Origin of the sequence: Streptomyces sp. NPDC090077, assembly GCF_044747545.1 — a bacterium.
Classification (GTDB): Bacteria; Actinomycetota; Actinomycetes; order Streptomycetales; family Streptomycetaceae; genus Streptomyces.
Genome location: NZ_JBIVEG010000001.1, coordinates 355,810 through 378,464, shown reverse-complemented (window position 1 = coordinate 378,464; position 22,655 = coordinate 355,810). Strand labels below are relative to the sequence as shown.

The 22,655-nt window shown below is 75.3% G+C and carries 22 protein-coding genes; 16 read left to right on the top strand and 6 right to left on the bottom strand.

The window, feature by feature from the left end; translation table 11 throughout:
- Positions 1-68 precede the first annotated feature (68 nt).
- Positions 69-1,367 (bottom strand): MFS transporter, encoded by a 1,299-nt coding sequence (locus ACIPW5_RS01655; RefSeq protein WP_401238833.1) that lies wholly within the window; start codon positions 1,365-1,367, stop codon positions 69-71.
- Positions 1,368-1,500: 133 nt separating this feature from the next.
- Between ACIPW5_RS01655 and ACIPW5_RS01650 the strand changes: the two genes are divergently transcribed.
- From ACIPW5_RS01650 to ACIPW5_RS01640, 3 genes are all read left to right on the top strand, one after another.
- Positions 1,501-2,592: an AI-2E family transporter gene (locus ACIPW5_RS01650; protein WP_401238831.1), complete on the top strand. Its 1,092-nt coding sequence runs from the start codon at positions 1,501-1,503 to the stop codon at positions 2,590-2,592.
- Between the two features lie 42 nt (positions 2,593-2,634).
- Entirely contained in the window at positions 2,635-2,880 is a 246-nt protein-coding gene (locus ACIPW5_RS01645) for a DUF6158 family protein (protein ID WP_401238829.1), read from the top strand.
- A gap of 219 nt (positions 2,881-3,099) precedes the next feature.
- Positions 3,100-4,623 (top strand): MFS transporter, encoded by a 1,524-nt coding sequence (locus tag ACIPW5_RS01640; protein ID WP_401238827.1) that lies wholly within the window; start codon positions 3,100-3,102, stop codon positions 4,621-4,623.
- A gap of 30 nt (positions 4,624-4,653) precedes the next feature.
- Here the strand turns inward: ACIPW5_RS01640 and ACIPW5_RS01635 are convergent, their stop codons facing one another.
- Positions 4,654-6,012 (bottom strand): tetratricopeptide repeat protein, encoded by a 1,359-nt coding sequence (locus ACIPW5_RS01635; protein WP_401238824.1) that lies wholly within the window; start codon positions 6,010-6,012, stop codon positions 4,654-4,656.
- 164 nt (positions 6,013-6,176) lie between these two features.
- Between ACIPW5_RS01635 and ACIPW5_RS01630 the strand changes: the two genes are divergently transcribed.
- Complete coding sequence (locus tag ACIPW5_RS01630; RefSeq protein ID WP_401238823.1) at positions 6,177-7,523, top strand: M64 family metallopeptidase; 1,347 nt, start codon at positions 6,177-6,179, stop codon at positions 7,521-7,523.
- Between the two features lie 21 nt (positions 7,524-7,544).
- Here ACIPW5_RS01630 and ACIPW5_RS01625 read toward each other — a convergent pair whose 3' ends face one another.
- Entirely contained in the window at positions 7,545-9,209 is a 1,665-nt protein-coding gene (locus ACIPW5_RS01625) for a carboxylesterase/lipase family protein (protein ID WP_401238820.1), read from the bottom strand.
- 241 nt (positions 9,210-9,450) lie between these two features.
- Between ACIPW5_RS01625 and ACIPW5_RS01620 the strand changes: the two genes are divergently transcribed.
- Positions 9,451-10,599 carry a hypothetical protein gene (locus tag ACIPW5_RS01620; protein WP_401238818.1) on the top strand — a complete coding sequence of 383 codons (1,149 nt, stop codon included), beginning with the start codon at positions 9,451-9,453 and terminating at the stop codon, positions 10,597-10,599.
- A gap of 65 nt (positions 10,600-10,664) precedes the next feature.
- Here ACIPW5_RS01620 and ACIPW5_RS01615 read toward each other — a convergent pair whose 3' ends face one another.
- From ACIPW5_RS01615 to ACIPW5_RS01605, 3 genes are all read right to left on the bottom strand, one after another.
- On the bottom strand, positions 10,665-11,684 hold the full coding sequence (locus tag ACIPW5_RS01615) for a PHP domain-containing protein (RefSeq protein WP_401238815.1): 1,020 nt from the start codon (positions 11,682-11,684) through the stop codon (positions 10,665-10,667).
- 59 nt (positions 11,685-11,743) lie between these two features.
- Positions 11,744-12,505: a VOC family protein gene (locus ACIPW5_RS01610; protein ID WP_401240057.1), complete on the bottom strand. Its 762-nt coding sequence runs from the start codon at positions 12,503-12,505 to the stop codon at positions 11,744-11,746.
- Positions 12,506-12,609: 104 nt separating this feature from the next.
- Entirely contained in the window at positions 12,610-13,170 is a 561-nt protein-coding gene (locus ACIPW5_RS01605) for an HPP family protein (RefSeq protein WP_401238812.1), read from the bottom strand.
- 251 nt (positions 13,171-13,421) lie between these two features.
- Here ACIPW5_RS01605 and ACIPW5_RS01600 point away from each other — a divergent pair, with 251 nt between their 5' ends.
- The 11 genes from ACIPW5_RS01600 to ACIPW5_RS01550 all read left to right on the top strand — a co-directional run bounded on the left by ACIPW5_RS01600 (position 13,422) and on the right by ACIPW5_RS01550 (position 22,627).
- A complete protein-coding gene (locus tag ACIPW5_RS01600) occupies positions 13,422-13,907 on the top strand; it encodes a hypothetical protein (protein WP_401238810.1) in 486 nt (161 codons plus the stop codon).
- A gap of 136 nt (positions 13,908-14,043) precedes the next feature.
- The gene (locus ACIPW5_RS01595) at positions 14,044-15,009 is read left to right on the top strand and encodes an isopenicillin N synthase family dioxygenase (RefSeq protein ID WP_401238808.1); all 966 of its coding nucleotides are present in this window, start codon (positions 14,044-14,046) and stop codon (positions 15,007-15,009) included.
- Between the two features lie 69 nt (positions 15,010-15,078).
- On the top strand, positions 15,079-15,612 hold the full coding sequence (locus ACIPW5_RS01590) for a GNAT family N-acetyltransferase (protein ID WP_401238805.1): 534 nt from the start codon (positions 15,079-15,081) through the stop codon (positions 15,610-15,612).
- A gap of 133 nt (positions 15,613-15,745) precedes the next feature.
- Positions 15,746-17,107: an FAD-dependent oxidoreductase gene (locus tag ACIPW5_RS01585; protein ID WP_401238804.1), complete on the top strand. Its 1,362-nt coding sequence runs from the start codon at positions 15,746-15,748 to the stop codon at positions 17,105-17,107.
- 170 nt (positions 17,108-17,277) lie between these two features.
- On the top strand, positions 17,278-17,940 hold the full coding sequence (locus ACIPW5_RS01580) for an NADPH-dependent F420 reductase (RefSeq protein WP_401238801.1): 663 nt from the start codon (positions 17,278-17,280) through the stop codon (positions 17,938-17,940).
- Between the two features lie 168 nt (positions 17,941-18,108).
- Positions 18,109-18,312 (top strand): cold-shock protein, encoded by a 204-nt coding sequence (locus ACIPW5_RS01575; RefSeq protein ID WP_007268031.1) that lies wholly within the window; start codon positions 18,109-18,111, stop codon positions 18,310-18,312.
- A gap of 142 nt (positions 18,313-18,454) precedes the next feature.
- On the top strand, positions 18,455-19,822 hold the full coding sequence (locus tag ACIPW5_RS01570) for a VWA domain-containing protein (protein ID WP_401240055.1): 1,368 nt from the start codon (positions 18,455-18,457) through the stop codon (positions 19,820-19,822).
- A gap of 129 nt (positions 19,823-19,951) precedes the next feature.
- Complete coding sequence (locus tag ACIPW5_RS01565; protein ID WP_401238798.1) at positions 19,952-20,626, top strand: hypothetical protein; 675 nt, start codon at positions 19,952-19,954, stop codon at positions 20,624-20,626.
- A complete protein-coding gene (locus ACIPW5_RS01560; RefSeq protein ID WP_401238796.1) occupies positions 20,623-20,994 on the top strand; it encodes a peptidase inhibitor family I36 protein in 372 nt (123 codons plus the stop codon). The genes ACIPW5_RS01565 and ACIPW5_RS01560 overlap by 4 nt, the downstream gene beginning before the upstream one ends.
- Positions 20,995-21,077: 83 nt before the next feature.
- On the top strand, positions 21,078-21,680 hold the full coding sequence (locus tag ACIPW5_RS01555; protein WP_401238795.1) for a HutD family protein: 603 nt from the start codon (positions 21,078-21,080) through the stop codon (positions 21,678-21,680).
- Between the two features lie 74 nt (positions 21,681-21,754).
- A complete protein-coding gene (locus ACIPW5_RS01550; RefSeq protein WP_401238793.1) occupies positions 21,755-22,627 on the top strand; it encodes an RNA polymerase sigma-70 factor in 873 nt (290 codons plus the stop codon).
- Positions 22,628-22,655: the final 28 nt, after the last annotated feature.

Genomic DNA, 22,655 nt, shown 5'->3' with positions numbered 1-22,655 from the left:
CCCTCCCGGCCCCGGCCGCCCCGCGCACCGCGGGGACCGCCGTTCGGGCTCCGCGGTGCGGGCCCGCGTCAGGCCCGCGCGTCCGCGGTCGGCGCCTGGGCCTCCCGCGCGGCCCGGCGGCGCTGCGCGTCCTCGTCGGTGTCCGCGTCGTAGGAGATCAGCTTCGGCAGCAGCGCGGCCAGCAGGGCCACGGACGCCACGCACGCGAGCCCGCCGCTCCAGAAGGCCGGCCGGGTCCCCGTCCAGCCGGCCATGGTGCCCGCCCGGACCTGCCCGAGCTGCGGCCCGACGCTGTACGAGAGCACCTCGATCCCCGCGAGCCGCCCCCGCAGCTCCTCCGGGATGGTCTGGTTCCAGATCGTGGACCGGCCCAGCGCGCTCAGCATGTCGCCGGCGCCCGCCGCCGCCAGGCACAACAGCACCAGCCAGACGTTCGAGAACCAGCCCGCCGCCGCGATCGCGAGCCCCCACGCGGCTGCGCCGAAGACCACCAGCAGCCCGTGCCGACGCACCCCCGAGACCCAGCCGCTGGTCAGACCCAGCACCAGCGAGCCCACCGCACCCGCCGCGTACATCAGGCCCAGGGCCCACACAGCGTCCAGCTCGTCGGCCAGGAACGGGAAGATCGCGTTCGGGAACGCGAAGAACATCGCCGCCAGGTCGACGGCGTACGTCCCCAGCAGCACCGGCCGGCTCCACGCGTACCGGGCGCCCTCGGCTATCCCCCGCAGCGAGGGCCGCTCCGCGCCCCCGACCGGCGGCGCCGGGCTGAGCCGCGTGCACAGCAGCACCGAGACCGCGAAGCCCGCGACGGTCACCGCGTACGCCGACGCGTAGCCCGCGTACGCCACGACCACGCCGGCCAGCGCCGGACCGGCGATCGCCCCGAACTGGTAGCGCAGCGCGTTGAGCGCGGCGGCGGCGGTCAGCTGGTCGTGCGGCACGATCCGCGCCATCAGCGAGTCCATCGCCGGACGCTGGAGGCCCGTCAGCGCCGACACCCCGGCCGCCACCACGTACAGCGGCCACAGCAGTGGCTCCGGCAGCAGCGAGTTCACCAGCAGGACCAGTGCGAGCAGCCCGAGCCCGGCCTCCGTCAGCAGGATCAGCCGCCGCCGGTCCACCGCGTCGGCCAGCGCCCCGCCGTACAGCCCGCAGACCACCAGCGGGACCAGCTCCACCGCGCCCATGGCACCGACCGCGAGCGGCGAGTCCGTCAGGTGCTTGATCTGGAGCGGCAGGGCGATCATCGCCATGAAGGAGCCGAAGAAGGTGACCGTCCCCTGGAAGAACAGCAGCCGGAAGTCGCGGCTGGAACGCCAGGGGGCCAGGTCGGGCAGTACGGACGACAGACGGGATCTACTCACGGCGGACCATCCTGCGCCGCCGGCGGACACCCGGGCAACGCATTTTCTCCCCCTACGGCCCCGTACGGCCCCGTACGGGTCAAAACGGCACCCGGTGCGTGGCAGCGGCCGCCGCCCGTGGCACCCATGGGTCATGCCGCCGGTGTCCCCGTTCCTGCGTACGGCCGCCGCCTACGCCTGGCGCCTGCTGGTCGTCGGCGTGGCCGTCTACGCCGTCTTCTCGCTGCTCGGCCGCTTCCACGAGATCGGCGTGGCGCTCTTCCTCGGCCTCGTCGTGACCGCCCTGCTGTCGCCGCCCGCCCGGGTCCTGGCCCGGTTCCTGCCCCGCCCCGCGGCCGTCGCGGTCACCCTCGTCGGGAGCGCCGTCCTGTTGCTGGGCGTCCTCGCGCTGGTCGGCGAAGCGGTGGCGGGGGAGAGCACCACCCTGGTCCGGGAGTTCCGCGAGGGCCTCGTCAGCATCGAGACGTGGCTGGAGCGGCCGCCCTTCCGGCTGGACCCCGGAGCGCTCACCGGCCTCCAGACCAAGATCGGCGAGTACTTCTCCACCCACCGCTCGACCCTGTTGAGCACGGCGCTGAGCGGAGCCGGGCACGTGGTGCAGGTGCTCACCGTGCTGGCGCTCGCCGTGTTCTCCTCCGTCTTCTTCCTGCACGGCGGCGGCCGCCAGTGGGCCTGGTTCTGCGCCCAGCTGCCCGAACGGGCGCGGGCGCGGACGGACCTCGCCGGGCGCGCGGCCTGGCGCACGTTCACCGGGTACACCCACGGGATCGTGCTGGTCGCGGCGACCAACGCGGTGCTCGTCGGAGTGGCGCTGTACTTCCTCGGGGTGCCGCTCGCGCTCCCGCTGGCCCTCCTGGAGTTCTTCGCGGCCTTCGTGCCCCTCGTGGGGTCGCCGGTCGCCCTCGCGGTCGCCGCCGTGGTGGCGCTGGCGGCGCGCGGGCCGGTCGTCGCGGGGGTGGTGGTCGCGCTGATCGTGGTGATCGGGCAGATCGAGGGGCACCTGCTGCATCCCCTGGTGATGAGCTGGGCCGTGCGCCTGCACCCGCTCGTGGTGGCGGTCTCGGTCATCGCCGGGGCCATCGCGGCCGGAGTGGTCGGGGCGGTGGTCGCGGTCCCGCTGGTCTCGGTGGCCTGGTCGGTCCGCTGCGCCCTGCGGACGCGGGCCGACGGTCAGGGGGACGGGCCGGCGGCGGAGGCGCGGGCGGAACCGGGCCCGGACGGCTGATCCCGCCCGACGCGTTTACCGTGGGACGTGGAGGTGGTCGACATGGCGGAGCACGCCGCCGGTGCGGCGGCGCGGGAGCTGGAGGACGGCCGGCTGCTCAAGGAGCTGGAGACGATCCACCGCACGCGCCACGAGACCCTGCTGCACGGCTCGGACGACGCGCTGGCCACGCACACCCAGCGGCTGCGGGAGCTGGAGGACGAGTACCTCCGCCGCCACCCGCAGCGCGCCACCACCGCGGCCCGCACCCGCTCCGGCGCCCGCGCCCGCACGCCGGGCGAGGACTGAGGCCCCCCGCACGCTGGTCCGCCCCGCGGATGCGCGGGGCGGCTGTGGGCTTGTGCCCGGCGCCGGACGGGTGAAACCCGGGGAGGGGCCGGCTCGCCGTACCCACCGACTGAGGACCCTCTGATGAGTCTCCGTTGCTCCGAGTGAGACATCCTTGTATCATTCGGGGCGACGTAGACTCATTTTGGCGCCCAGGGGCGCCCCCAAGAACGGAATTCCATGCACACCCCCACGCGGGACCCTCGCCGCTGGATCGTCCTCGCGATCCTCTCCGGCAGCCTCCTGCTCATCTCCATGGACACCACGATCCTCAACGTGGCCTTCCCCTCGCTCGTCGCCGACCTCCAGCCCGGCGCCGTGCAGCAGCTGTGGATCATCGACGTCTACGCCCTCGCCCTGTCCGGACTGCTCGTCACCGCGGGCGCCCTCGGCGACCGCTGGGGCCGCAAGCGGCTGCTGATGGCGGGCTTCGGCATCTTCTCCGCCGCCTCGCTGATCGCCGTGTTCGCCACCGAGGCCTGGCACCTGATCGCCGCCCGCGCCCTCCTCGGCGTCGGCGGCGCGGCCATCATGCCGGCCACCCTGTCGATCCTGCGCAGCGTCTTCACCGACGCCAAGGAGCGCGCCTTCGCCCTCGCCGTCTGGGCCGCCGTGTTCGGCGGCGGCATGGCCTTCGGCCCCGTCGTCGGCGGCCTCCTCGTCCAGGACCACGGCTGGCACTCCGCCTTCCTCCTGAACCTCCCCGTCGCCGCCGTGATCGTCGCGGCCGGTCTGCGTTACCTCCCCGAATCGCGCGCCCCGCGCGGCGACGGCGCCTGGGACTGGTGGGGCGTCGGACAGTCGATCGTCGGCATGCTCGCCCTCGCGGGCGGCATCAAGCAGCTCGGCAAGAGCGGCATCGCCGACCCGCTGCCCTGGGCCCTGCTCGCCCTCGCCGCCCTCGCGCTCACCGTGTTCGTCCGCCGCCAGCTGCGCCTGGACAACCCGCTGCTCCAGGTGCGGCTGTTCGCCAAGCCCGCGTTCAGCGTCGCCGCCACCGCGATCTTCCTCCCGATGGTCGGCATGGGCGCGATCCTCTTCCTCGTCACCCAGTGGTTCCAGTACGGCCAGGGCTACACCCCGCTGGAGGCCGGGCTGCGGCTGCTGCCCGCCCCGCTGGCGCTGATCTGCGCGTCGATGGTCGCCCCGGCGCTCATGCAGCGCTACCCGATCCGGCACGTGCTGGGCGCCGGACTCGTGGTCCTCGCGGCCGGCATGGCGATGCCCTGGACCGTCCAGCAGTTCACCGAGCTCGGCTACCCGGCCTTCGCGGCGGGCCTGACCGTGATGGGGCTGGGCGCGGGCGTCGCGACCACGGTGGCCTCCGTCACCCTGGTCTCCGCCGCGCCGGCCGACCAGGTCTCCAGCGCGGCCGCCATCGAGGAGACCTGCTACGAGCTGGGCTCCGCGATGGGCGTCGCCATCCTCGGCAGCACCGCCGGCGCCCTCTACCGGGGGAACCTGCCGGTGCTCGACCTCGACGGCCCGGCCGCGAGCGCCGTACGGGACTCGGTCGGCGAGGCGGCGCACACCGCCGAGCGGCTCGGCGGCGCGGTCGGCCAGGCCCTCCTGGAGACCGCCACGCACGCCTACACCCTGGCGATCACCCCGGCCTTCCTGCTGGCCGGAGCCCTGGCCGTCGCCGCCGCGGCCACCACCTGGACGCTGATCCCGCGCGACCTCCGCCCCACCGAGAACCACTGACCCCCGGCCCCGCTCCCGGCGCCCCCCGCCTCAGCGGGGCGGCGCCGGGAGCGGGGCCAGGTGGGCCGGGGCCGCCGGAGCCGGGCCCAGGGTGGTCGTGCCCGGGGCCGCGCGGTGCCCGAGCCCGGTGCGGTAGGCGTCCATCGCCGCCTCCGTCCGGCCCGCCCGCCGCAGCAGGTCGCCCAGCAGCCGGCACAGGTCCGCCAGGTCCCCGCCCGCCCCGCTGCGCTCCAGCAGCGCCAGCGCCCGTACGTAGTGCTCCTCGGCGGCATCGAGGTCCCCGCGCTCCTCGGCGATCAGCCCCAGCAGCCGGTGCGCACCGCCCGCGTGCACCGCCCCCGGGCCCGAACCCTCCTCCAGCAGCCCCGACACCAGCTCGGCGGCCTCCTCGTACCGCCCCAGGCGGCGCAGCACGTCGGCCAGCTCCACCTCCACCTGCGCGGTGTAGAGCGCCGCCCGCCGCGCCGCCAGCATCTCCCGGGCGGTCCGCAGCTCCCGCTCCGCCGCCGCCAGTTCCCCGTGCTGCGCCTGGACGTAGCCGCGCATCCAGTGGCAGTGCGCCAGGTCGGTCCGCAGCCGCAGCTGCCGGTACACCGCCTGGGCCTTCGCCAGCGAGGCGTCCGCGTCGGCCACCCGGCCCTCGGTCAGGAAGGTCCGCGCCACCTGCCGGTGCATCCCCGCCACCAGCGCCGGATCCCCGACCTGCGGGGCCAGCGCCAGCGCCAGCTCCGCCGCATGGGCCGCGCGGGCGTGGGCGCCCATGTCGGTGTACGGGCCGATGACCGCCGAGTACAGCAGCACCAGCGCCTCCGGGTCCCCGAGGCCGCCCGCGTTCAGCGCGTGGATCGCCGACTCCAGCAGGTAGCAGGCGTACCGCAGTTCGCCGGCCAGCAGGTGGGCGACCGCCCGGCCGCGGATCGGCCGGGCCCGGCGGGGCAGCGGCTCGTCCGCCAGCAGCAGCTCCGCCGCCTCGAAGTGGCCCGCCGCGCCGGTCAGTTCCCCGGCCTCCAGGGCGCAGTCGCCGAGTCCCAGCAGCGCCTCCGCCCGCTCGTCGGCCAGGCCCAGCCGCTCGGCCTCGGCCAGCAGGTGCCGGAACTGCGCCGCGGCCTCCTGCGCCGAGCCGGTGGCCAGGGTGCGCTGGGCGTCGGTCAGGGCGAGCCGCAGCTCGGTGGCCAGGTGCGCGGGACGCCCCGTGGCCAGCTCCTCGTACGAGGTGCCGAGCCGCCCGGCGAGGAAGCGCAGCGCGGTCTCGGAGGGCCGCACCTTGCCCGCCTCCAGGGTGGACACGTACGCCGGGGTGTAGGCCGGCTCCGCCAATTGCCGCTGGGTCAGACCGCGTTCGGCGCGCAACCGCTGCACCCGGCGTCCGATCTCGGCCGGTTCGTCCATGAACTCCCCCTGCTGTCACCCTGGATGGCTCAACTCCCCAGTATGGAACCGGAGTAGGCCGTTGCGCGCGGCCCGGCGCGCCGCCTAGTTTAAGCACTCGGTTCAGCGGGCTTAACCCGCTGCTTAACACCCCGCCCTACTCCCTTCCCCCACGGAGGACCCCCATGAGGCGAACCGTCCGGCCGGCCCTGCGCACGGCGCTCGCCGCGGCCTGTGCGAGCGCCGCCCTGCTGGCCGCGGCGACCGCGCCCGCGGCAGCCGCCGACCCGCCCCGCCCGGCCGGCGTGCGCGTCGAGATACCCGGGCCGGAACACGGCGGCGACGCCGGATCCGGCCACGTCCTGGTACCCGCCGCCGGACCGGCGAAGGCCGCGCCCCGCCTCTCCGAGGCCGCCCGCTCCGCCGACGGACAGGTCACCAAGGCGGTCGACAACGGCCCCACCGCGGACCGGCTCGACGTGGTCGTCATCGGCGACGGCTACACCGCGGCCGAACTGGACCGCTTCCACGCCGACGCGCGCGCCAAGTGGGCCGAGGTCACCGCCGTGGAGCCGTACACCACCTACCGGGACCTCTTCAACGTCTGGACCGTGGACGCGGTCTCCGCCCAGTCCGGGGTCTCCGGCGACCCGGGCCCCGACACCGTCCGCGACACCGCGCTCGGCTCGTACTTCTGGTGCGAGTCCATCGAGCGGCTGCTGTGCGTGGACCAGCCCAAGGTGGACGCGTACGTCGCCAAGGCCCCCGCCGCGGACCTGGTGATCGTCCTGGCCAACAGCGCCAAGTACGGCGGCGCCGGATACAACGAGCCCAGCGCCGCCCTCGGCTACGAGGGCATCTCCACCGCCTCCGCCGGCCACCCCAAGTCCGGGCAGGTCGCCATTCACGAGACCGGCCACTCCCTCGGCAAGCTCGCCGACGAGTACTTCTACCCGGGCGTCCCCGACTACGAGAAGTACACCGGCACCGAGCCCGCCGACCCCAACACCTCCACCCTCGACGCCTCCCGGATGGCGGCGGAGCGGGCCAAGTGGTTCCGCTGGCTCGGCGAGACCTCGCCCGACGGCGGCACCGTCGGCGCGTACGAGGGCGGCGGCTACTACGTCACCGGGCTCTACCGGCCCACCGACAACTCCCTGATGCGGGTCCTCGGCAAGCCCTTCAACCTCCCCGGGGTCGAGGCGATGACCACCGGCTTCCACCGGCACGCCCGCCTCGCCACCCCGCTCACCCCCACCGACCGCACGCTCCGGCTGCGGCACACCGCCAAGGCGGCCGTCCCCCGCCTCCACGGGCCCGACGGACGGCAGTTGGACGTCCGCTGGTACCTCGACGGCCGCGAGCTCAAGCGGTTCGCCGGACGCACCGAGGTACGGGTCGCCGAACTGTGGCTTCTCGACCTGCGCGGCCACCGGCTGTCGGTCGCCGTCACCGACCGCACCCCCTCGGTCCGCGACCCCGAGGCCGCCCGCGCCCTGACCTCCACGCTCACCTGGGACGTGCGGATCTGACCCCGCGCCGCCCGCCCGCCGTCAGCCCGCCGCCGGCGCCCCGGCCGCGGGGAGGGTGACGGAGTCCCAGAGGGCACAGTGGTGCGCGGCCTCCGGGTCCACCGGGCGGATCCCGCCCGGAACCGGCGCCAGCTCCAGCACCGAGGGGGTGCCCGGCGCGAACCGGGGCCAGACGGGAGCCCCGGGCGCGTCCGGAGCCCCGGTGCGGGCGAAGCGCGTCCAGTAGTCCGCCATCCGCCCGGCCAGGGCGCGCTGCGGCTCCGCCAGGTCCACCGTCGCGAACAGGTAGGGCAGTTCGAAGCCGTGCGCCGCCCCGAACGGGAAGCCCGCGAGCTCGGGCAGCCCCAGGAAGTTCGGGGCCTCCCCGTCGGCGAAGAGGTAGCCGTACGCCGGCACGTGCCGGGCCAGCGCCCGGCCGTCCCGCAGCGTCGGGCAGGTGAAGGAGGCGTCGGAGAGCAGCGCGGCCCAGGCCAGCGCGGGCGTCGCGAAGGAGCCCGCCGGATAGGCCGCCGCCACGGCCGGTGCCTCCGCTCCGAACGAGGTCCGCAGCCGCTCCCGGTAGCCCTCCTCCCCGTCCACCGGGTACACCACCAGCGCCTGCGAGAGGAACAGCCGCATCTCGTCGCGGTTGCTGCCCTGCACCACGGGAACCCGGTGGAACCGCCCCGCCTCCAGCGCCCGGGCCGGCTCCAGCGGCAGCACGGCGTTCCCGTACGCGACCCCGGAGAACCGCTCCGTCAGCTCCGCCGTCAGCAGCCGGCCCGTGTCCAGCCCGCGCAGGCACTCCAGCACCCGGCCCGCGGGCCGTCCGCCGCAGCCGAGGGAGGCCGCCGCCGCCGCACCGGCCGTCACCGTGCGCTCCTCCGGCACGAAGGGCTCGTACGTCCCCACCGCCGGCAGCAGGGCGTACGGCGGCATGGTCGTCGAGCAGGAGCCGCTCTGCACGACCGCCCGGTGGAAGAGGCCCGCGGACGCGGGGGAGACCAGGTGCGCGCAGACGCTGAGGCCGCCCGCCGACTCCCCGAAGAGCGTGACCCGCCCCGGATCGCCGCCGAAGCCGGCCGCGTTCGCCCGCACCCAGCGCAGCGCCGCCTGCTGGTCGGCGATCCCGAAGTCCGGCGCCCCGCCCAGCTCCGGGTGGCCGAAGAAGCCGAAGACGCCGAGCCGGTAGTTGACCGTCACCACCACCACGTCGCCCGCCGCCACCAGCGGCTCCGCCCGGTACGCGTCCCCCGAGCCGAAGCGGAACCCGCCGCCGTGGAACCACACCATCACCGGCCGCGCCCGCCCCGGCCCCGACGGGGCGGTGACGTTCAGGAACAGGCAGTCCTCCGAGCCCTCCGGCCCGCCCGGCCCGAAGGCCGGCAGCTGCGCACAGCGCGCCCCCGGGGCCCCGGCGTCGAGCACCTCCGCCCGCCGCGGCGGGGGCTGCGGCGGCCGCCAGCGCAGCGGACCGGTCGGCGCCGCCGCGTAGGGGATGCCCTCGAACGTGTCGTACGCCCCGTGCGCGCGGCCCCTTACGGGACCCTCGGCGGTCGGTACGACCGGACGCTCGCGGGCCGCCGACACGGCGGTGGGCGGGGCCGAAGCGGCGGCGCAGAGCATCAGCGCGGCCAGCACGGGCAGCAGGGCGCCCAGCAGTCCGCGGTGGACGCGCCCGCTGCGGGCGGGACGGGGATCCGGCACGGCGGCGCCCTCCTCGACGGGTCGGTCGGGCCACTGTGCGCGCCCGCGCCACCCCCGGCCGGGCTTGGCTCCGGCGTGTTCCGGCGCGGGGTGCGGACACGCCGGGGAGCCCCCCGTTTGCCCGCCCCGAATGGCGCAGTCGCGGCCGGTGCCGCTGAATGTAACAGAGCGTGCGATTCCCATGACGCACGATGACCGGCGCGCGATGCGTATACCCGCGCGTCGGCGAACGGAGCTTTCCATGAATGACCCCAGTACCCTCGCGGCGACGGACCACGGCGACCGCGACGGGCTCCCCGCCACCCCGGACCACACCGACGGCCCCGCGACCCCCGCGCCCCCGGTACCCCCCGTACCCGACGCCGCCCCCGACCCGGCCTCCTTCGACCCGGCCCCCTTCGGCCCGGCCCCCGCCGGCCAGGACCGCGATCCCCGGCCCGACCCGAGCCCCGACCCGAGCCCCGCCCCGCACCCCGAGCAGGTCCGCACCCTGCTGGAGACGGCGGCCACCTGCCGGCCCGTCGAGGAGGTGACCGCGCTGGTCAGCCTCCTGAAGGAGACCGGCAGCGCCGACGGCCCGGGGCACGACGTGCTCCGCGCGGCCGCCGTCGCCCGGCCCGTGGACGACGTCCGCCACATGGTCGCCCTACTGGGCGAGCACCCCCTGGAGGAGGGCGAGGCCGACATCACCCTCCGGGCGGCGGCCGTCGGCCGGCCCATCGAGGACGTGGCCCTGCTGGCCAGCATCCTCGGCCCCGACGGCACCCCGCGCACGGACCGGCCCCCCGCACAGGAGGCCCTGCCGCCGCCACCGCAGGACCCGCCGGCCGAGGACCCCGTCCCGCCCGTCCCGGCCCGGGACCCCGCCGCGCAGGTGCCGGCGGCGGCCGTCACCGCGCCGGCCCGGCCCGAGGGGGCGTGGGCCGGGCAGGCGTGGCCCGAGGAGGCCCGGATGCCGGCCGAGCCGGACCGGGTGCCCGCCGCCGCTCCGGCGAGGGGCGCGCTGGGCCACGTACTGCGCTGGCCGACCGCGGCCGTGCTGCTGCTGTGCGGGGTCCTCCACCTGCCCGGCAACCTCGCCCGCCCCCCGGCGCCCGAGTCCCTGGCACCGCTCGCGGTGTCCCTGCTCTGCCTGGCGCTCGGAGCCCTGCTGGCCGTGCGCGACACCCCGGCGGTCTGGCGGGCGGCGGCGGTGGCCGCGCTCGCCGTGGTGACCCTGCACGTCGTCGGCGGCCTGGTGCTCTTCGACCCGCTCGACGGCGCCCTCGGCGCCCCGTACGCGTGGTCCGGGGTCACCGCCGTGCTCTGCGCGGGAACCGGTGCGGTGCTGGCCGGTCTGGCCCTCACGTACCGCCGCCCGCCCGCCGGAACGGGAGGCCGGTCCGCCTGACGCACCCGACGGGGCCCCGGTCGCACACCGCGCGGCCGGGGCCCCGTCGCCATGCCGTCCCGTCGCTATGCCGTCCAGGCGAGCAGCCGCTCGGCGGGCCAGGTGTTGACCACCCGCGCCTGCGGCACCCCGCACTCCGCCGCCCGTTCGCAGCCCAGGATCTGCCAGTCCAGCTGGCCCGGGGCGTGCGCGTCGGTGTCGACCGCGAAGAGGGTGCCCGCCGCGACGGCCAGCCGCAGCAGCCGCCGGGGCGGGTCCAGGCGCTCGGGGCGGCTGTTGATCTCCACGGCCGTGCCGGACTCCGCGCACGCCGCGAAGACGGCCTCGGCGTCGAAGGCGGACTCGGGGCGCGTCCGACCCGTCACCAGCCGCCCCGTGCAGTGCCCGAGGACGTCCAGCGACGGGTCGCGCACGGCCCTGAGCAGCCGCCGCGTCATGGCGGGCGCCTCCATCCGCAGCTTCGAGTGGACGGACCCCACCACCAGGTCGAGCCGCTCCAGCAGCTCCGGCTCCTGGTCGAGCGAGCCGTCGGGCAGGATGTCGCACTCGATGCCGGTGAGCAGCCGGAAGGGGGCCCACCGCTCGTTCAGCTCCGCCACCACCCGCAGCTGTTCGCGCAGCCGCTCCGGTGACAGCCCCCGGGCGACCTTCAGGCTCGGCGAGTGGTCCGTCAGCACCGCCCACTCGTGCCCCAGCTCCGCGGCGGCCCGCCCCATCGCCTCGATCGGGCTCCCGCCGTCGGACCAGTCCGAGTGGAGGTGGCAGTCCCCGCGCAGGGCGGCGCGCAGCGCGGTCGCGGCGGGCGGGGCGGGCGGGCGCTCCGGCAGCGCCGCGGCCTCCTCCTCCAGCGCGCCCAGGTATGCGGGGACCACGCCGGCCAGCGCCTCGCGCACCACCTGGGCGGTCTTCGGGCCGATGCCCCTGACCGCCTCCAGGGATCCGGCCGCGGTGCGCTCGGCGGTCTCCCGCTCGCCCAGACCCGCCACGGCCGCCGCGGCGGTGCGGAAGGCCCGCACCCGGTGGACCGGTGCCTGTGCGCGCTCCAGCAGGAACGCGATCCGGTCCAGTGCCGCCACCGGGTCCATGGCGCACCTCCTCCCGGACCCAGTCTCCCCGCGGCTCCGGGGAGCGGCGAGCGGGACCGTCAGCGCGCCCCGCCCTCCGGTCCGGGCGGCACGACCCGCTCCGTGAGCGTGAACAGGGCCCCGTCCGGATCGCGCAGCAGGAGGGAGCGCTCGGTGCCGTCCGAGGTGACCACCGACACGGTGCGCCCGCCGAGGTCGAGGGCCGACTCGACGGCCGCGTCCAGGTCCGCCACCCGGAAGTGCACGTGCCAGCGGGGCCGGGTGTGCGGGGCGTAGGCGCCCTGCTCCACCGGGCCGCTGTCCAGCCGGGCCACCGGGTCCCCGCCCTGCCGCAGGACCACCCGGTCCTCCTCGTACGCGACCTCGCAGCACCCCTCGCGTCCCGTGGCCCACTCCAGCACCTCGCCGTAGAACAGTGCGGAGTCGAACGCGTTGCGGGTCCGCAGCTCCAGCCAGGCCGGGGCGGGTCCCTTGCCCACGCGCCAGCCGGAGGAGACGGGCCCCTGCCAGACCCCGAAGACCGCGCCGTCCGGGTCGGCGACCAGCGCGGCCCGCCCGCCCCCGGGGAAGGAGACGGGGCCCACCGCCACGGTGCCGACCCGCTCGCGGATCCGGGAGGCCGCCACGTCCACGTCGTCGACGGCGAAGTACGGGGTCCAGGCCACCGCCACCGCCAGGTCCGTGGCCAGCGCCCCGATCCCGGCGACCGGTACGCCGTCCAGCACGGCCACCGAGAAGGCCGAGCCCAGCCGGGCCCGGCGGAAGCTCCACCCCACGACCGCCGCGTAGAAGCGCTGGGACGCCTCCAGGTCGCGGGCCATCAGACTCACCCAGCAGGGGGCCCCGAAGACGTCCTTCGCAGAAATTTCCACACCACAAGGAGTAGCGTCCGCGCCCCCTCGCCGCAGCGCAGGCGCGCCCGCGGTCACCACCAGTAGGCGGGGTACCTCGGAGCGGTGCGGCGGATGCGGGACCCGGCGTAGCCGGTGAGGACCAGCAGCACGGTCGACCCGAAGAGCAGCGGGACGAACCGGGCGGGAGCCGGGGTCTGGAGCACCGTCACCACGGCGGTGGCCACCGCGGGGGAGTGCGGGGTGCGGGCCAGCGTCAGCAGGGCCAGGGTGAGCCCGGCCGCCAGGGCCGCCGCCCAGGCGCTGCTGCCGGCCACGGCCAGGACCGCGAAACCGGTCGCCGCGCCGATCAGGTGACCGATGACCACCCCGCGCGGCTGGGCCAGCGGCAGGGTGGGGGCGCTGTGCACCAGCGCGGCGCTCGCGGCCAGCGGGGGTATCAGGACCGGCTCGTGGATCAGCGCGCCGATCCCGACGAGGGCCAGCAGGACGGTGGTGGCGGCGCTGACGCTGTGCACGGCGGCGGCCGCGCTCGGCCGGGCGGGGGCCCGGGGCGTGAGCAGGCGTCCGCGCGGGGAGGGGTCGGGAGCGGGGGCAGGGGCGTCGGCGGCGACGGTGGTGGTGCTGGGGTGCATGCGGGCGCGGGTTTCCGGTGCGGGCGGGGCAGGGAGGCAGGAGCGGCCGCGCCCGGGACGGGGAACCGGCCTCGGCCGGGGCAGGGCAATCCGGACACGACCCTAGCGCCCGGGTACCCGCCGCCCGCCGCCGGGGTGTGGCCACGGGGACCACAGGCAGTCGGGGCACAAAGACCGTATCGGCCGGAAACGGCCGGCCGTGATCGTGTATGACTGCGGAGGCACGAGCGCGCGGCAGGGAAGGACCAGTCATGACGACGCACCCCCATCCGGCCGGGATCCTCACCGACCTCGACGCGGTGATCGCCGGAGCCCCCGCCGACGCGACCGGTGCCCTGTGGCGGCTGACCGGATCCGGACGCGGACTGGACTCCAACCTGATCCGGCTGCGTCCCGGAACGGTCATCGCGGAGCACGCCGAGCACGCCCTCGACGTCCTGCTCGTCGTGGTGGCGGGCGGCGGGCGGATCGAAACCGAGCAGGGCGGGCACCGGCTGCGCCCGCACACCGCCTGCTGGCTCGCGCGCGGTGCCCGGCGCTCCCTGACCGCCGGTCCGCAGGGGCTGGCGTACCTCACCGTCCACATCCGGCGCCCCGGCCTCGGCATCGGCACCGGCGCGGCCGAGGGCGGGGAGACGGCCTGCCTGCTCCACCGGGTCTGCCCCGACTGCGGCCGTCTCGCCACGGAACCCGCCGCCCGCTACTGCTCCCACTGCGGCACCGCCCTGCCGGACTGACCCCGCCGACCCGACCGGCCGGCCCTGGCCCCGCCGACCCCGTACGGGCGGCGCGGGGCCGTTCGGCGGTGTCGGGCGGGCCCGAACCCCTACGCTCGGAGCGGACTCCCGGCCCCTTTCCGGAAGGCAGGTCCCCATGCCCGGCACCCAGGTTCCCGTCATCGACCTCGGGGCGTGGCGCTCCGGCGGTCCCGCCGCCCGCGCCCGGACCGCCGCCCGTGTCGACGAGGCGCTGCGGACGGCAGGCTTCCTGCTGGTCACCGGGCACGGGGTGGACCCGGCGCTGCCCGCCCGGATCCGGGAGGCCGCCCGCACCTTCTTCAGGCTGCCGCCGGAGGTGAAGGAGCCGTACGCGGTCAGCGTCGGCGGGCGCGGCTGGCTCGGCCCCGGCGCGGAGGCCAACGGCTACGCGGAGGGGACGGAGTCCCCGCCCGACCTGAAGGAGTCCTGGTCCTTCGCCGCCGAGGAGCCCACGGGTGTGCCCGCGGTGGACGCCGAGTGGTTCCGCCCCAACACCTGGCCCGCCGAGGTGCCGGGGCTGCGGGAGCCGGTGATCGCGTACCTGGCCGCGATGCGGGCCCTCTCGGACGAGCTGCTGGAGCTGCTGGCGGTGGCCCTGGGCCGGCCCGAGGACTGCTTCACCCGGTACACCGGCCACCCCACCTGGGGGTTCAACCTCAACTGGTACCCGGGCACCGAGGTGGTCGGCGAGCCGCTGCCCGGACAGTTCCGCATCGGACCGCACACCGACTTCGGCACGGTGACCGTCCTGGACCGGGAGCCGGGAGCGGGCGGCCTCCAGATCCACACCGACGAAGAGGGCTGGCAGGACGCCCCCTGGGACCCGGCGGCCCTCACCGTCAACATCGGCGACCTGCTGGCCCGCTGGACCGGGGACCGCTGGCGGGCCGGCCGCCACCGGGTGCTGCCGCCGCCCGCGCACGCCCCGGCCGAGGAGCTGGTCTCGCTCGTGTACTTCTACGAGTGCGACGCGCACACCCGCGTCGAGTCCCTGCCCGCCCCCGTCGGCCGGGTGGCCCACGAGCCGGTCGACTCGCACGTCTACCTGCGGGCGAAGCTCGACGCCATCACGGTGCCCTGAGGGCGGTCCCGGACCGGTCCGGGCGGGCCCGATTACCCCTGGTCGGACCCCGTTCGGCAGGATGTGCGCATGACCGAGATCCGCACCCCCCGCCTCCTCCTCCGCCGCTGGACCGACGACGACCTCGTCCCCCTCTCGGAGATCAACGCAGACCCGGACGTGATGCGCTGGATCGGCGACGGTTCCGCGCTCGACCTGGACCAGACCGCCGAGGCCATCGAGCACTGGGAGGAGGAGTGGGACGACGAGGGCTTCGGCCTGTTCGCCGTCGAGCTCCTCGCCTCCGGCGAGCTGATCGGCGCCGTCGGTCTGTCCGCCGCCGACGAGCTGCCCGAGACGCGCCACCAGGTGCAGATCAGCTGGCGCCTCGGCCGGCCCTTCTGGGGGCAGGGCTACGCCTCCGAGGCAGCTCAGGCGGCCCTGGAGTTCGCCCTCCAGGACCGCGGCCTCGACCGCATCGTCGCCGTCAACCGGGTCGGCAACGAGGAGTCCGGGAACGTGATCCGCAAGCTCGGCATGGCGGCCGACGGGGAGACCTCCGACCCGGAGACCGGGGCCCGGGTCAGCCTCCACAGCATCGACCTCACCGAGTACGAGGCCTGAGACCAAAGCCCGGCTTTGGTGAGCCATAAGATCCGATTATGGGGTCATAACCCGGGGGCGGGTGCCGGGTTAGGGTGGCCTTAGTTTAGGGTTTCCTAGATCAGTCAGATTGTCGGTCGAAGGGAACCCATTCATGCCTCGCCCTCTGCGGGTAGCAATCGTCGGTGCCGGCCCCGCCGGAATCTACGCGGCCGACGCGCTGCTGAAGTCCGAGGCGGCGGCCGACCCCGGCGTGTCCATCGACCTCTTCGAGCGGATGCCCGCCCCCTTCGGCCTGATCCGCTACGGCGTCGCCCCCGACCACCCGCGCATCAAGGGCATCATCACCGCCCTGCACCAGGTGCTCGACAAGCCCCAGGTCCGCCTCTTCGGCAACGTCGACTACCCGAACGACATCGCGCTCGACGAGCTGCACTCCTTCTACGACGCCGTGGTCTTCTCCACCGGCGCCACCGCGGACCGGGCGCTCGGCATCCCGGGCATCGAGCTCGACGGCTCCTACGGCGCCGCCGACTTCGTCTCCTGGTACGACGGCCACCCGGACGTGCCGCGCACCTGGCCGCTGGAGGCCGAGAAGGTCGCCGTCCTCGGCGTCGGCAACGTCGCCCTCGACGTCGCCCGCATCCTCGCCAAGACGGCCGACGAGCTGCTCCCGACCGAGATCCCGCCGAACGTGTACGACGGGATCAAGGCCAACAAGGCCCTGGAGGTCCACGTCTTCGGGCGCCGCGGTCCGGCCCAGGCGAAGTTCAGCCCGATGGAGCTGCGCGAGCTCGACCACTCGCCCAACATCGAGGTCATCGTCAACCCCGAGGACATCGACTACGACGAGGGCTCGATCGCCGAGCGCCGCAAGAACAAGCAGACCGACATGGTCGCCAAGACCCTGGAGAACTGGGCGATCCGCGACACCGGCGACCGCCCGCACAAGCTGTTCCTGCACTTCTTCGAGTCGCCCGCCGAGATCCTCGGCGAGGACGGCAAGGTGGTCGGCCTGCGCACCGAGCGCACCGAGCTGGACGGCACCGGCAACGTCAAGGGCACCGGCGCGTTCACCGACTGGGACGTCCAGTCGGTCTACCGGGCCGTCGGCTACCTCTCCGACGAACTGCCCAAGCTCCCCTGGGACGTCGAGTCCGGCACGGTGCCCGACGAGGGCGGCCGCGTCATCGAGAACGGCGAGCACCTCGCCTCGACGTACGTCACCGGCTGGATCCGGCGCGGCCCGATCGGTCTGATCGGCCACACCAAGGGCGACGCGAACGAGACCGTCGCCAACCTGCTGGCCGACCACGCCGAGGGGCGCCTGCTCACCCCCGCCACCCCCGAGCCCGAGGCGGTCGAGGCCTTCCTCGCCGAGCGGCAGGTCCGCTACACGACCTGGGAGGGCTGGTACAAGCTGGACGCCGCCGAGAAGGCGCTGGGCGAGCCGCAGGGCCGCGAGCGCGTGAAGATCGTGGAGCGCGAGGGCATGCTGGGCGCGAGCGGCGCCTGAGCCACCGGTGGGGCCCGTCGCAGGCGGGCCCCACCGGCATGTCCGGGGAACGGCGGGACCTCACCCGTACGGGCGATCCGCGCCGTCCGGCGGCGCGGCGGCGGAATGCGGCGGCCCGGAAGCGGGTTGCGACGGACGCGATATCCGACTCCGCACGCACTGGAGAGCTCATGAAGATCGGCATCATCGGCGCCGGCAACATCGGCGGCAACCTCACCCGCCGGCTCACCTCGCTCGGACACCAGGTCTCCGTCGCCAACTCCCGGGGCCCGCAGACGCTCACCGCCCTCGCCGAGGAGACCGGCGCCACCCCCGTCACCGTCGCCGAGGCGGCGCGCGGCGCCGAGATCGTGGTGGTCACCGTCCCCTTCAGGAACATCCCCGACCTTCCCGCCGGGCTCTTCGACGGGGCGGCCGAGGGCTTCGCCGTCATCGACACCGGCAACTACTACCCCAAGCGCCGCGACGGCCGGATCGCCGGCGTCGAGGACGAGGGCCTGACCGAGAGCCGCTGGACCGAACGCCACCTGGGGCACCCGGTGGTCAAGGCCTTCAACGGCACCTACGCGGCCGACCTCGTCGACCGCCCGCGGCCCGCCGGGCACCCCGAGCGGATCGCGGTGCCCGTCGCCGGCGACCAGGAGGAGGCCAAGAAGGCGGTCCGCGCGCTCATCGACGAGCTCGGCTTCGACACCGTCGACGCGGGCGGCCTCGACGAGTCCTGGCGCCAGCAGCCCGACACCCCCGTCTACGGGCTCCGCGGCGGGGTCGAGGCCGTGACCCGGGCCCTGGCCGAGGCCTCGCCGGTCCGCACGGAAGAGTTCCGCGGCTGATTCCGTACACTCGATCGACGTAACGCTCTGCATTTATGCAGTAGCCCTGTGCTACGGTCCTGGGAGTTGCGGGTGTGGTTCCCAGAGTTCTTCGAACGGGGTCAATCATCACGGCGACTCCGGGTCCGCACAGTGCGGTCCCGGGTACGGCCCCGAAGGAGAATCGATATGGCGTCCGGCACCGTGAAGTGGTTCAACGCGGAAAAGGGCTTCGGCTTCATCGAGCAGGACGGCGGCGGCGCCGACGTGTTCGCCCACTACTCGAACATCGCCACCCAGGGCTACCGGGAGCTCCAGGAGGGCCAGAAGGTGAACTTCGACGTCACCCAGGGCCAGAAGGGCCCGCAGGCCGAGAACATCGTGCCCGCCTGAGCACTCGAACGACCCCCGCTCGACCGAGCGGCGCCGGGGCCCGCACCGACGGTGCGGGCCCCGGCCGTGTTCCCGTACGGCTTCCGCCGCCATTCGCCCGCGCGGCGCGGGTCCGCCGGGCAGACTGTCCGACGTGACGACAATGAGCAAAGGCGCCAACCTCCCGGTCGCCGCCCCTTCCGTCAGGGCCGTCCTCGGCTGGTCCGCCGGGCCGGGCGTGCCCGACGTGGACGCCTCCGCGCTCCTGCTGGCGGGCACCGGACGGGTCCGCTCCGACGGCGACTTCGTCTTCTACAACCAGCCCCGCCACGCCTCCGGAGCCGTACGCCACCTGGGCAAGCGGCCCGGCGCGGACACCCTCGACGTCGACCTCGCCGCCCTGGAGGGGGAGATCGAACGGGTCGTGCTCTGCGCCTCCGCCGACGGCGGCACCTTCGGCCGGGTCCCGGGACTGCACCTGTGCCTGCTCGACGCCGTCTCCGGTGCCGAGCTGGCCCGCTTCGACATGGAGGCCGGGCCGGAGACCGCCTTCGTGAGCGGCGAGCTCTACCGGCGGGCCGGGGCGTGGAAGTTCCGGGCCGTGGGCCAGGGGTACGCGAGCGGGCTCGCCGGACTCGCGACCGACTACGGCATCACCGTCGACGACGCCCCGCCGCCCGCGGCCGCCCCCGTGCCGACCCCGGCCCCGGCCCCGGCCCCCGCGCCGCCGCCCGCCGCCGCGCCCGCCGGTGAGGCGGTCGTGCGGCTGGTCAAGGGCGAGGAGTGGCTCCCCGAGGACATGCGCGGGCGCCTGTCGCTGCGCAAGAAGCAGGTGGCCGTCAGCCTGAGCAAGGCCGGCGCGCAGGGGGTCACGGCCCGCGTGGTCCTGGTCCTCGACGCCTCCGGATCGATGAGCACCCTGTACGCGCGCGGCACCGTCGCGAACGTGGTGGAGCGGATGGCGGCCGTCGCCGCGCAGCTCGACGACGACGGCGAGATGCAGGCCTGGACCTTCGCCACCAACCCGGCCCGGCTGCCCGACCTCGCCGTCGGCGACCTGCCCGAGTGGCTGCGCCTGCACGTGCGCGTCGGCCAGATGAGCGTCTTCGGCCGCCGGAAGCCGCCCAAGGGCCTGGTCCCCGGCCAGGTCGACATGCGGCACGTGGGCTTCCAGAACGAGGAGCAGAAGGTCATCGCCGAGGTGCGGGCGTTCGTACGCTCCCACCCGGTGCCGGCCCCGACCCTGGTCCTGTTCTTCTCCGACGGCGGGGTGTACCGCAACGACGAGATCGAGCGGGAGCTGCGGGCGGCCGTGGAGGAGCCGGTGTTCTGGCAGTTCGTCGGACTCGGCCGGGCCGGCTTCGGCGTACTGGAGCGCTTCGACACCATGCCCGGACGGCGCGTGGACAACGTCGGCTTCTTCGCCGTCGACGACATCGACCGGATCTCCGACCAGGACCTGTACGACCGGCTGCTGTCGGAGTTCCCCTCCTGGCTGCGCGCGGCCCGGCAGGCGGGCATCCTGCGCTGATCCGCCCGCCGTCCGGCGGCGGTGCCGGGGCGGACGCGCAGCAACGTTTCACCGGGTGAAACGCGCGGCCGGTCGGGTGAGCCGGAGCCGCCCGCCCTGTCGCCCGGGGGGCTCCGGCGGCTAGACACCATGGCTGTGATCAAGGAACTGCCCGGGTCCCGGACGCGCCGCCGCTCACGCCGGTCCGGACGCCCGCGCGCCACCGGCGCCCCGTCCCGCGCGGCCGCGGCGGCCCGCGAGACGGCGGCCCGCCTGCCCGGCCGCGCCCGCGCGGCGGTCCGGGCCCTGCCGACGGCCGGTGCGGTCCTGGCCGGCTGCGCGGTCCTGGCGGCCTGTGCCGCGGGAACCCCGGGCCCCGCCCCCGATCCCGACGAACTGATCAAGGCAGCCACCCAGCGCCTCACCGACGCCTGCCTGACCCGCCAGGGGCTCGTCCCGCCCCGCGGCGGGCCGGGCCGCCCGCAGGACGCCGGTGACCGGCGGGTCGGTGCGGCCCTGTTCGGCACCGGCCCGGCGGAGCTGTCCCTCGCGCTCCCCACCGGCCACGTCGTACGCGCCCACACCGACGGCTGCCTCGCCGCCGCGCAGCAGCGGCTCTACGGGGACCAGCCCGGCTGGTTCCGCGCCTCGGTCGTCGTCAACAACCTGCGGCCCGAAGCCGACCACACCCACCGCGACCTCGCCGAGGTCCGGGCCCGCCACCGCGCCGAGATCGCCGACTGGGAGCGGCTGCGCGCCCACGCCGTCACCGAAGCCACGACCGTGCTCAGGACACCACCACCGAAGGGAAACCCACCCGCATGAAGCGCCTCACCACCCTCCTCGCGACCGCCCTGGTCGCCACCGCCGGGATCCTCGCCACCTCGGCCGCCGCCGAGGCGGCGGACTGCCGCAGCGGCTACTTCTGTGTCTGGACCCACGCCAACTTCGACGGCATGAAGATCGAGCACAGCGGCGACGACTCCTGGTGGGAGGGCGACATGTTCAAGCAGGACTCCTCCTGGGCCAACCACGGCGTCTCCGGGCCGGGCGTGCCGGACCACGTGAAGGTGTACCAGGGCCGCGAACTGCTGGGCCGGGTCACCCTCTGTCTGGCCCCCGGCCAGGAGGTCGGCTACCACGCCGGCGCCAACGACCAGGGCGGCTCCCACACCTGGGCCACGGGCTGCTGAGACCCTCCGGATAGGCTCGGCCCACACCGCCCGGGTCCGTACCGCCGGCCCGGCGGTACGGACCCGAGGGAAGGAACCCCGCCATGCCCGGCCCCGCCGAGATCCGGATCCTGCGCGCCGCCGGCCGGGCGGCCGCACCGTGGAAGAACGGCGGCGGGGTCACCCGCGAGATCGCGGCCTGGCCCGAGGACGCGGGGACGGCCGGTTTCGCCTGGCGGGTCAGCCTCGCCGAGGTGGAGACGGACGGGCCCTTCTCGTCCTTCCCCGGAGTCGACCGGATCCTCACCCTGGCCGAGGGTGCGGGCATGGACCTCACGGTCGGCGGAGACCGGCACCTCGTCGACGAGCGGTACGCGCCCCGGTACTTCCCCGGGGACCGGCCGACCGACTGCCGGCTGCTGGGCGGACCCGTCGTGAACTTCAACGTGATGTACCACCGGGACCGGGTCCGGGCCCGCAGCGCCGTCGTACGGGGCGAACTCGTCCTCCGGGCGCTGCCGGGCGAGACGCTGCTGGTCGTGGCCCTGGACGGCCCGGCGACCCTCCACCGCCCGGAACTCCCCGCCGTCCGCACCGAACTCGGCCGCCACGACGCCGCCCTGCTGCGGGAATCCCCGGCCTGCGTGGTCCGTACCGAGGGGCGCGCGGCCGTGGTGGGCGTGCACGCCGTCCCCGGCGGGGAGTGAGCCGCCGCACCGCCAACTGACATGCCGCGGGCCGGGGGTGGCAGCGTGCGCCGTCCGCCGGGCAGAATCGAACGGTGATCACGACCGAACCCGAAACGGACCCGTTCGGCGAACACCGCAGACTGCTGTTCGCCACCGCCTACCGCATGCTGGGGACCGTCAGCGACGCCGAGGACATCGTCCAGGACGCCTGGCTGACCTGGAACAAGGCCGACCGCTCGGAGGTCCGCCACCCCAAGGCGTACCTCGTGCGCACGGTGACCAACCTGTCGCTGAACCGGCTCACCTCCGCCCGCGCCACCCGGGAGGAGTACGTCGGTCCCTGGCTGCCCGAGCCCCTGCTCACCGAACCCGACGTCGCGCAGGAGCAGGAGCTCGCCGAGAGCGTCTCCACGGCGATGCTGGTCGTCCTGGAGACGCTGAGTCCCGTGGAGCGCGCCGTGTTCGTGCTGCGCGAGGTCTTCGGCTACTCGCACGCCGAGATCGCGGGCTTCCTGGACCGGCCGGAGCCGGCGGTCCGGCAGATCTCGCACCGGGCCCGCAAGCACGTGGCCGAGCGCCGCCAGCGCTTCGACTCCGACACCGCGGAGCGCGAGCAGATCACCCAGCGCTTCCTGAAGGCCTGCGCCGGGGGAGACCTCAACGAGGTCCTGGCGATGCTCGCCCCCGACGTCACCGCCTGGTCCGACGGCGGCGGCAAGGTCACCGCGGGCCGCCGGCCGCTGTACGGCGCGGACCACGTGGGCCGCTTCCTGCTCGGGGTGCTCGCCAAGCCGGCCATGGCCGGGGTCACCGTCGTCCCGGCGGTCATCAACGGCGAGCTCAGCGTCCTCGCCCTGGTCGGGGACGAGCCGATCGGCTCGCTCACCTACGACCTGGAGGACGGCCTCATGCGCAACATCCGCATCCAGGTCAACCCCGACAAGCTGGCGGGCCTGCGCCGCTGACGGCCCGTCGGACCCCGGGCCGGGCCGG

Excerpts from the sequence above, each read along its gene's own strand:
- ACIPW5_RS01650 (WP_401238831.1), top strand. The coding sequence starts at position 1,501 with ATGCCGCCGGTGTCCCCGTTCCTGCGTACGGCCGCCGCCTACGCCTGG.
- ACIPW5_RS01645 (WP_401238829.1), top strand. The coding sequence starts at position 2,635 with ATGGCGGAGCACGCCGCCGGTGCGGCGGCGCGGGAGCTGGAGGACGGC.
- ACIPW5_RS01640 (WP_401238827.1), top strand. The coding sequence starts at position 3,100 with ATGCACACCCCCACGCGGGACCCTCGCCGCTGGATCGTCCTCGCGATC.
- ACIPW5_RS01635 (WP_401238824.1), bottom strand. The coding sequence starts at position 6,012 with ATGGACGAACCGGCCGAGATCGGACGCCGGGTGCAGCGGTTGCGCGCC.
- ACIPW5_RS01630 (WP_401238823.1), top strand. The coding sequence starts at position 6,177 with ATGAGGCGAACCGTCCGGCCGGCCCTGCGCACGGCGCTCGCCGCGGCC.
- ACIPW5_RS01620 (WP_401238818.1), top strand. The coding sequence starts at position 9,451 with ATGAATGACCCCAGTACCCTCGCGGCGACGGACCACGGCGACCGCGAC.
- ACIPW5_RS01615 (WP_401238815.1), bottom strand. The coding sequence starts at position 11,684 with ATGGACCCGGTGGCGGCACTGGACCGGATCGCGTTCCTGCTGGAGCGC.
- ACIPW5_RS01610 (WP_401240057.1), bottom strand. The coding sequence starts at position 12,505 with ATGGCCCGCGACCTGGAGGCGTCCCAGCGCTTCTACGCGGCGGTCGTG.
- ACIPW5_RS01605 (WP_401238812.1), bottom strand. The coding sequence starts at position 13,170 with ATGCACCCCAGCACCACCACCGTCGCCGCCGACGCCCCTGCCCCCGCT.
- ACIPW5_RS01600 (WP_401238810.1), top strand. The coding sequence starts at position 13,422 with ATGACGACGCACCCCCATCCGGCCGGGATCCTCACCGACCTCGACGCG.
- ACIPW5_RS01595 (WP_401238808.1), top strand. The coding sequence starts at position 14,044 with ATGCCCGGCACCCAGGTTCCCGTCATCGACCTCGGGGCGTGGCGCTCC.
- ACIPW5_RS01590 (WP_401238805.1), top strand. The coding sequence starts at position 15,079 with ATGACCGAGATCCGCACCCCCCGCCTCCTCCTCCGCCGCTGGACCGAC.
- ACIPW5_RS01585 (WP_401238804.1), top strand. The coding sequence starts at position 15,746 with ATGCCTCGCCCTCTGCGGGTAGCAATCGTCGGTGCCGGCCCCGCCGGA.
- ACIPW5_RS01580 (WP_401238801.1), top strand. The coding sequence starts at position 17,278 with ATGAAGATCGGCATCATCGGCGCCGGCAACATCGGCGGCAACCTCACC.
- ACIPW5_RS01575 (WP_007268031.1), top strand. The coding sequence starts at position 18,109 with ATGGCGTCCGGCACCGTGAAGTGGTTCAACGCGGAAAAGGGCTTCGGC.
- ACIPW5_RS01570 (WP_401240055.1), top strand. The coding sequence starts at position 18,455 with ATGAGCAAAGGCGCCAACCTCCCGGTCGCCGCCCCTTCCGTCAGGGCC.
- ACIPW5_RS01565 (WP_401238798.1), top strand. The coding sequence starts at position 19,952 with ATGGCTGTGATCAAGGAACTGCCCGGGTCCCGGACGCGCCGCCGCTCA.
- ACIPW5_RS01560 (WP_401238796.1), top strand. The coding sequence starts at position 20,623 with ATGAAGCGCCTCACCACCCTCCTCGCGACCGCCCTGGTCGCCACCGCC.
- ACIPW5_RS01555 (WP_401238795.1), top strand. The coding sequence starts at position 21,078 with ATGCCCGGCCCCGCCGAGATCCGGATCCTGCGCGCCGCCGGCCGGGCG.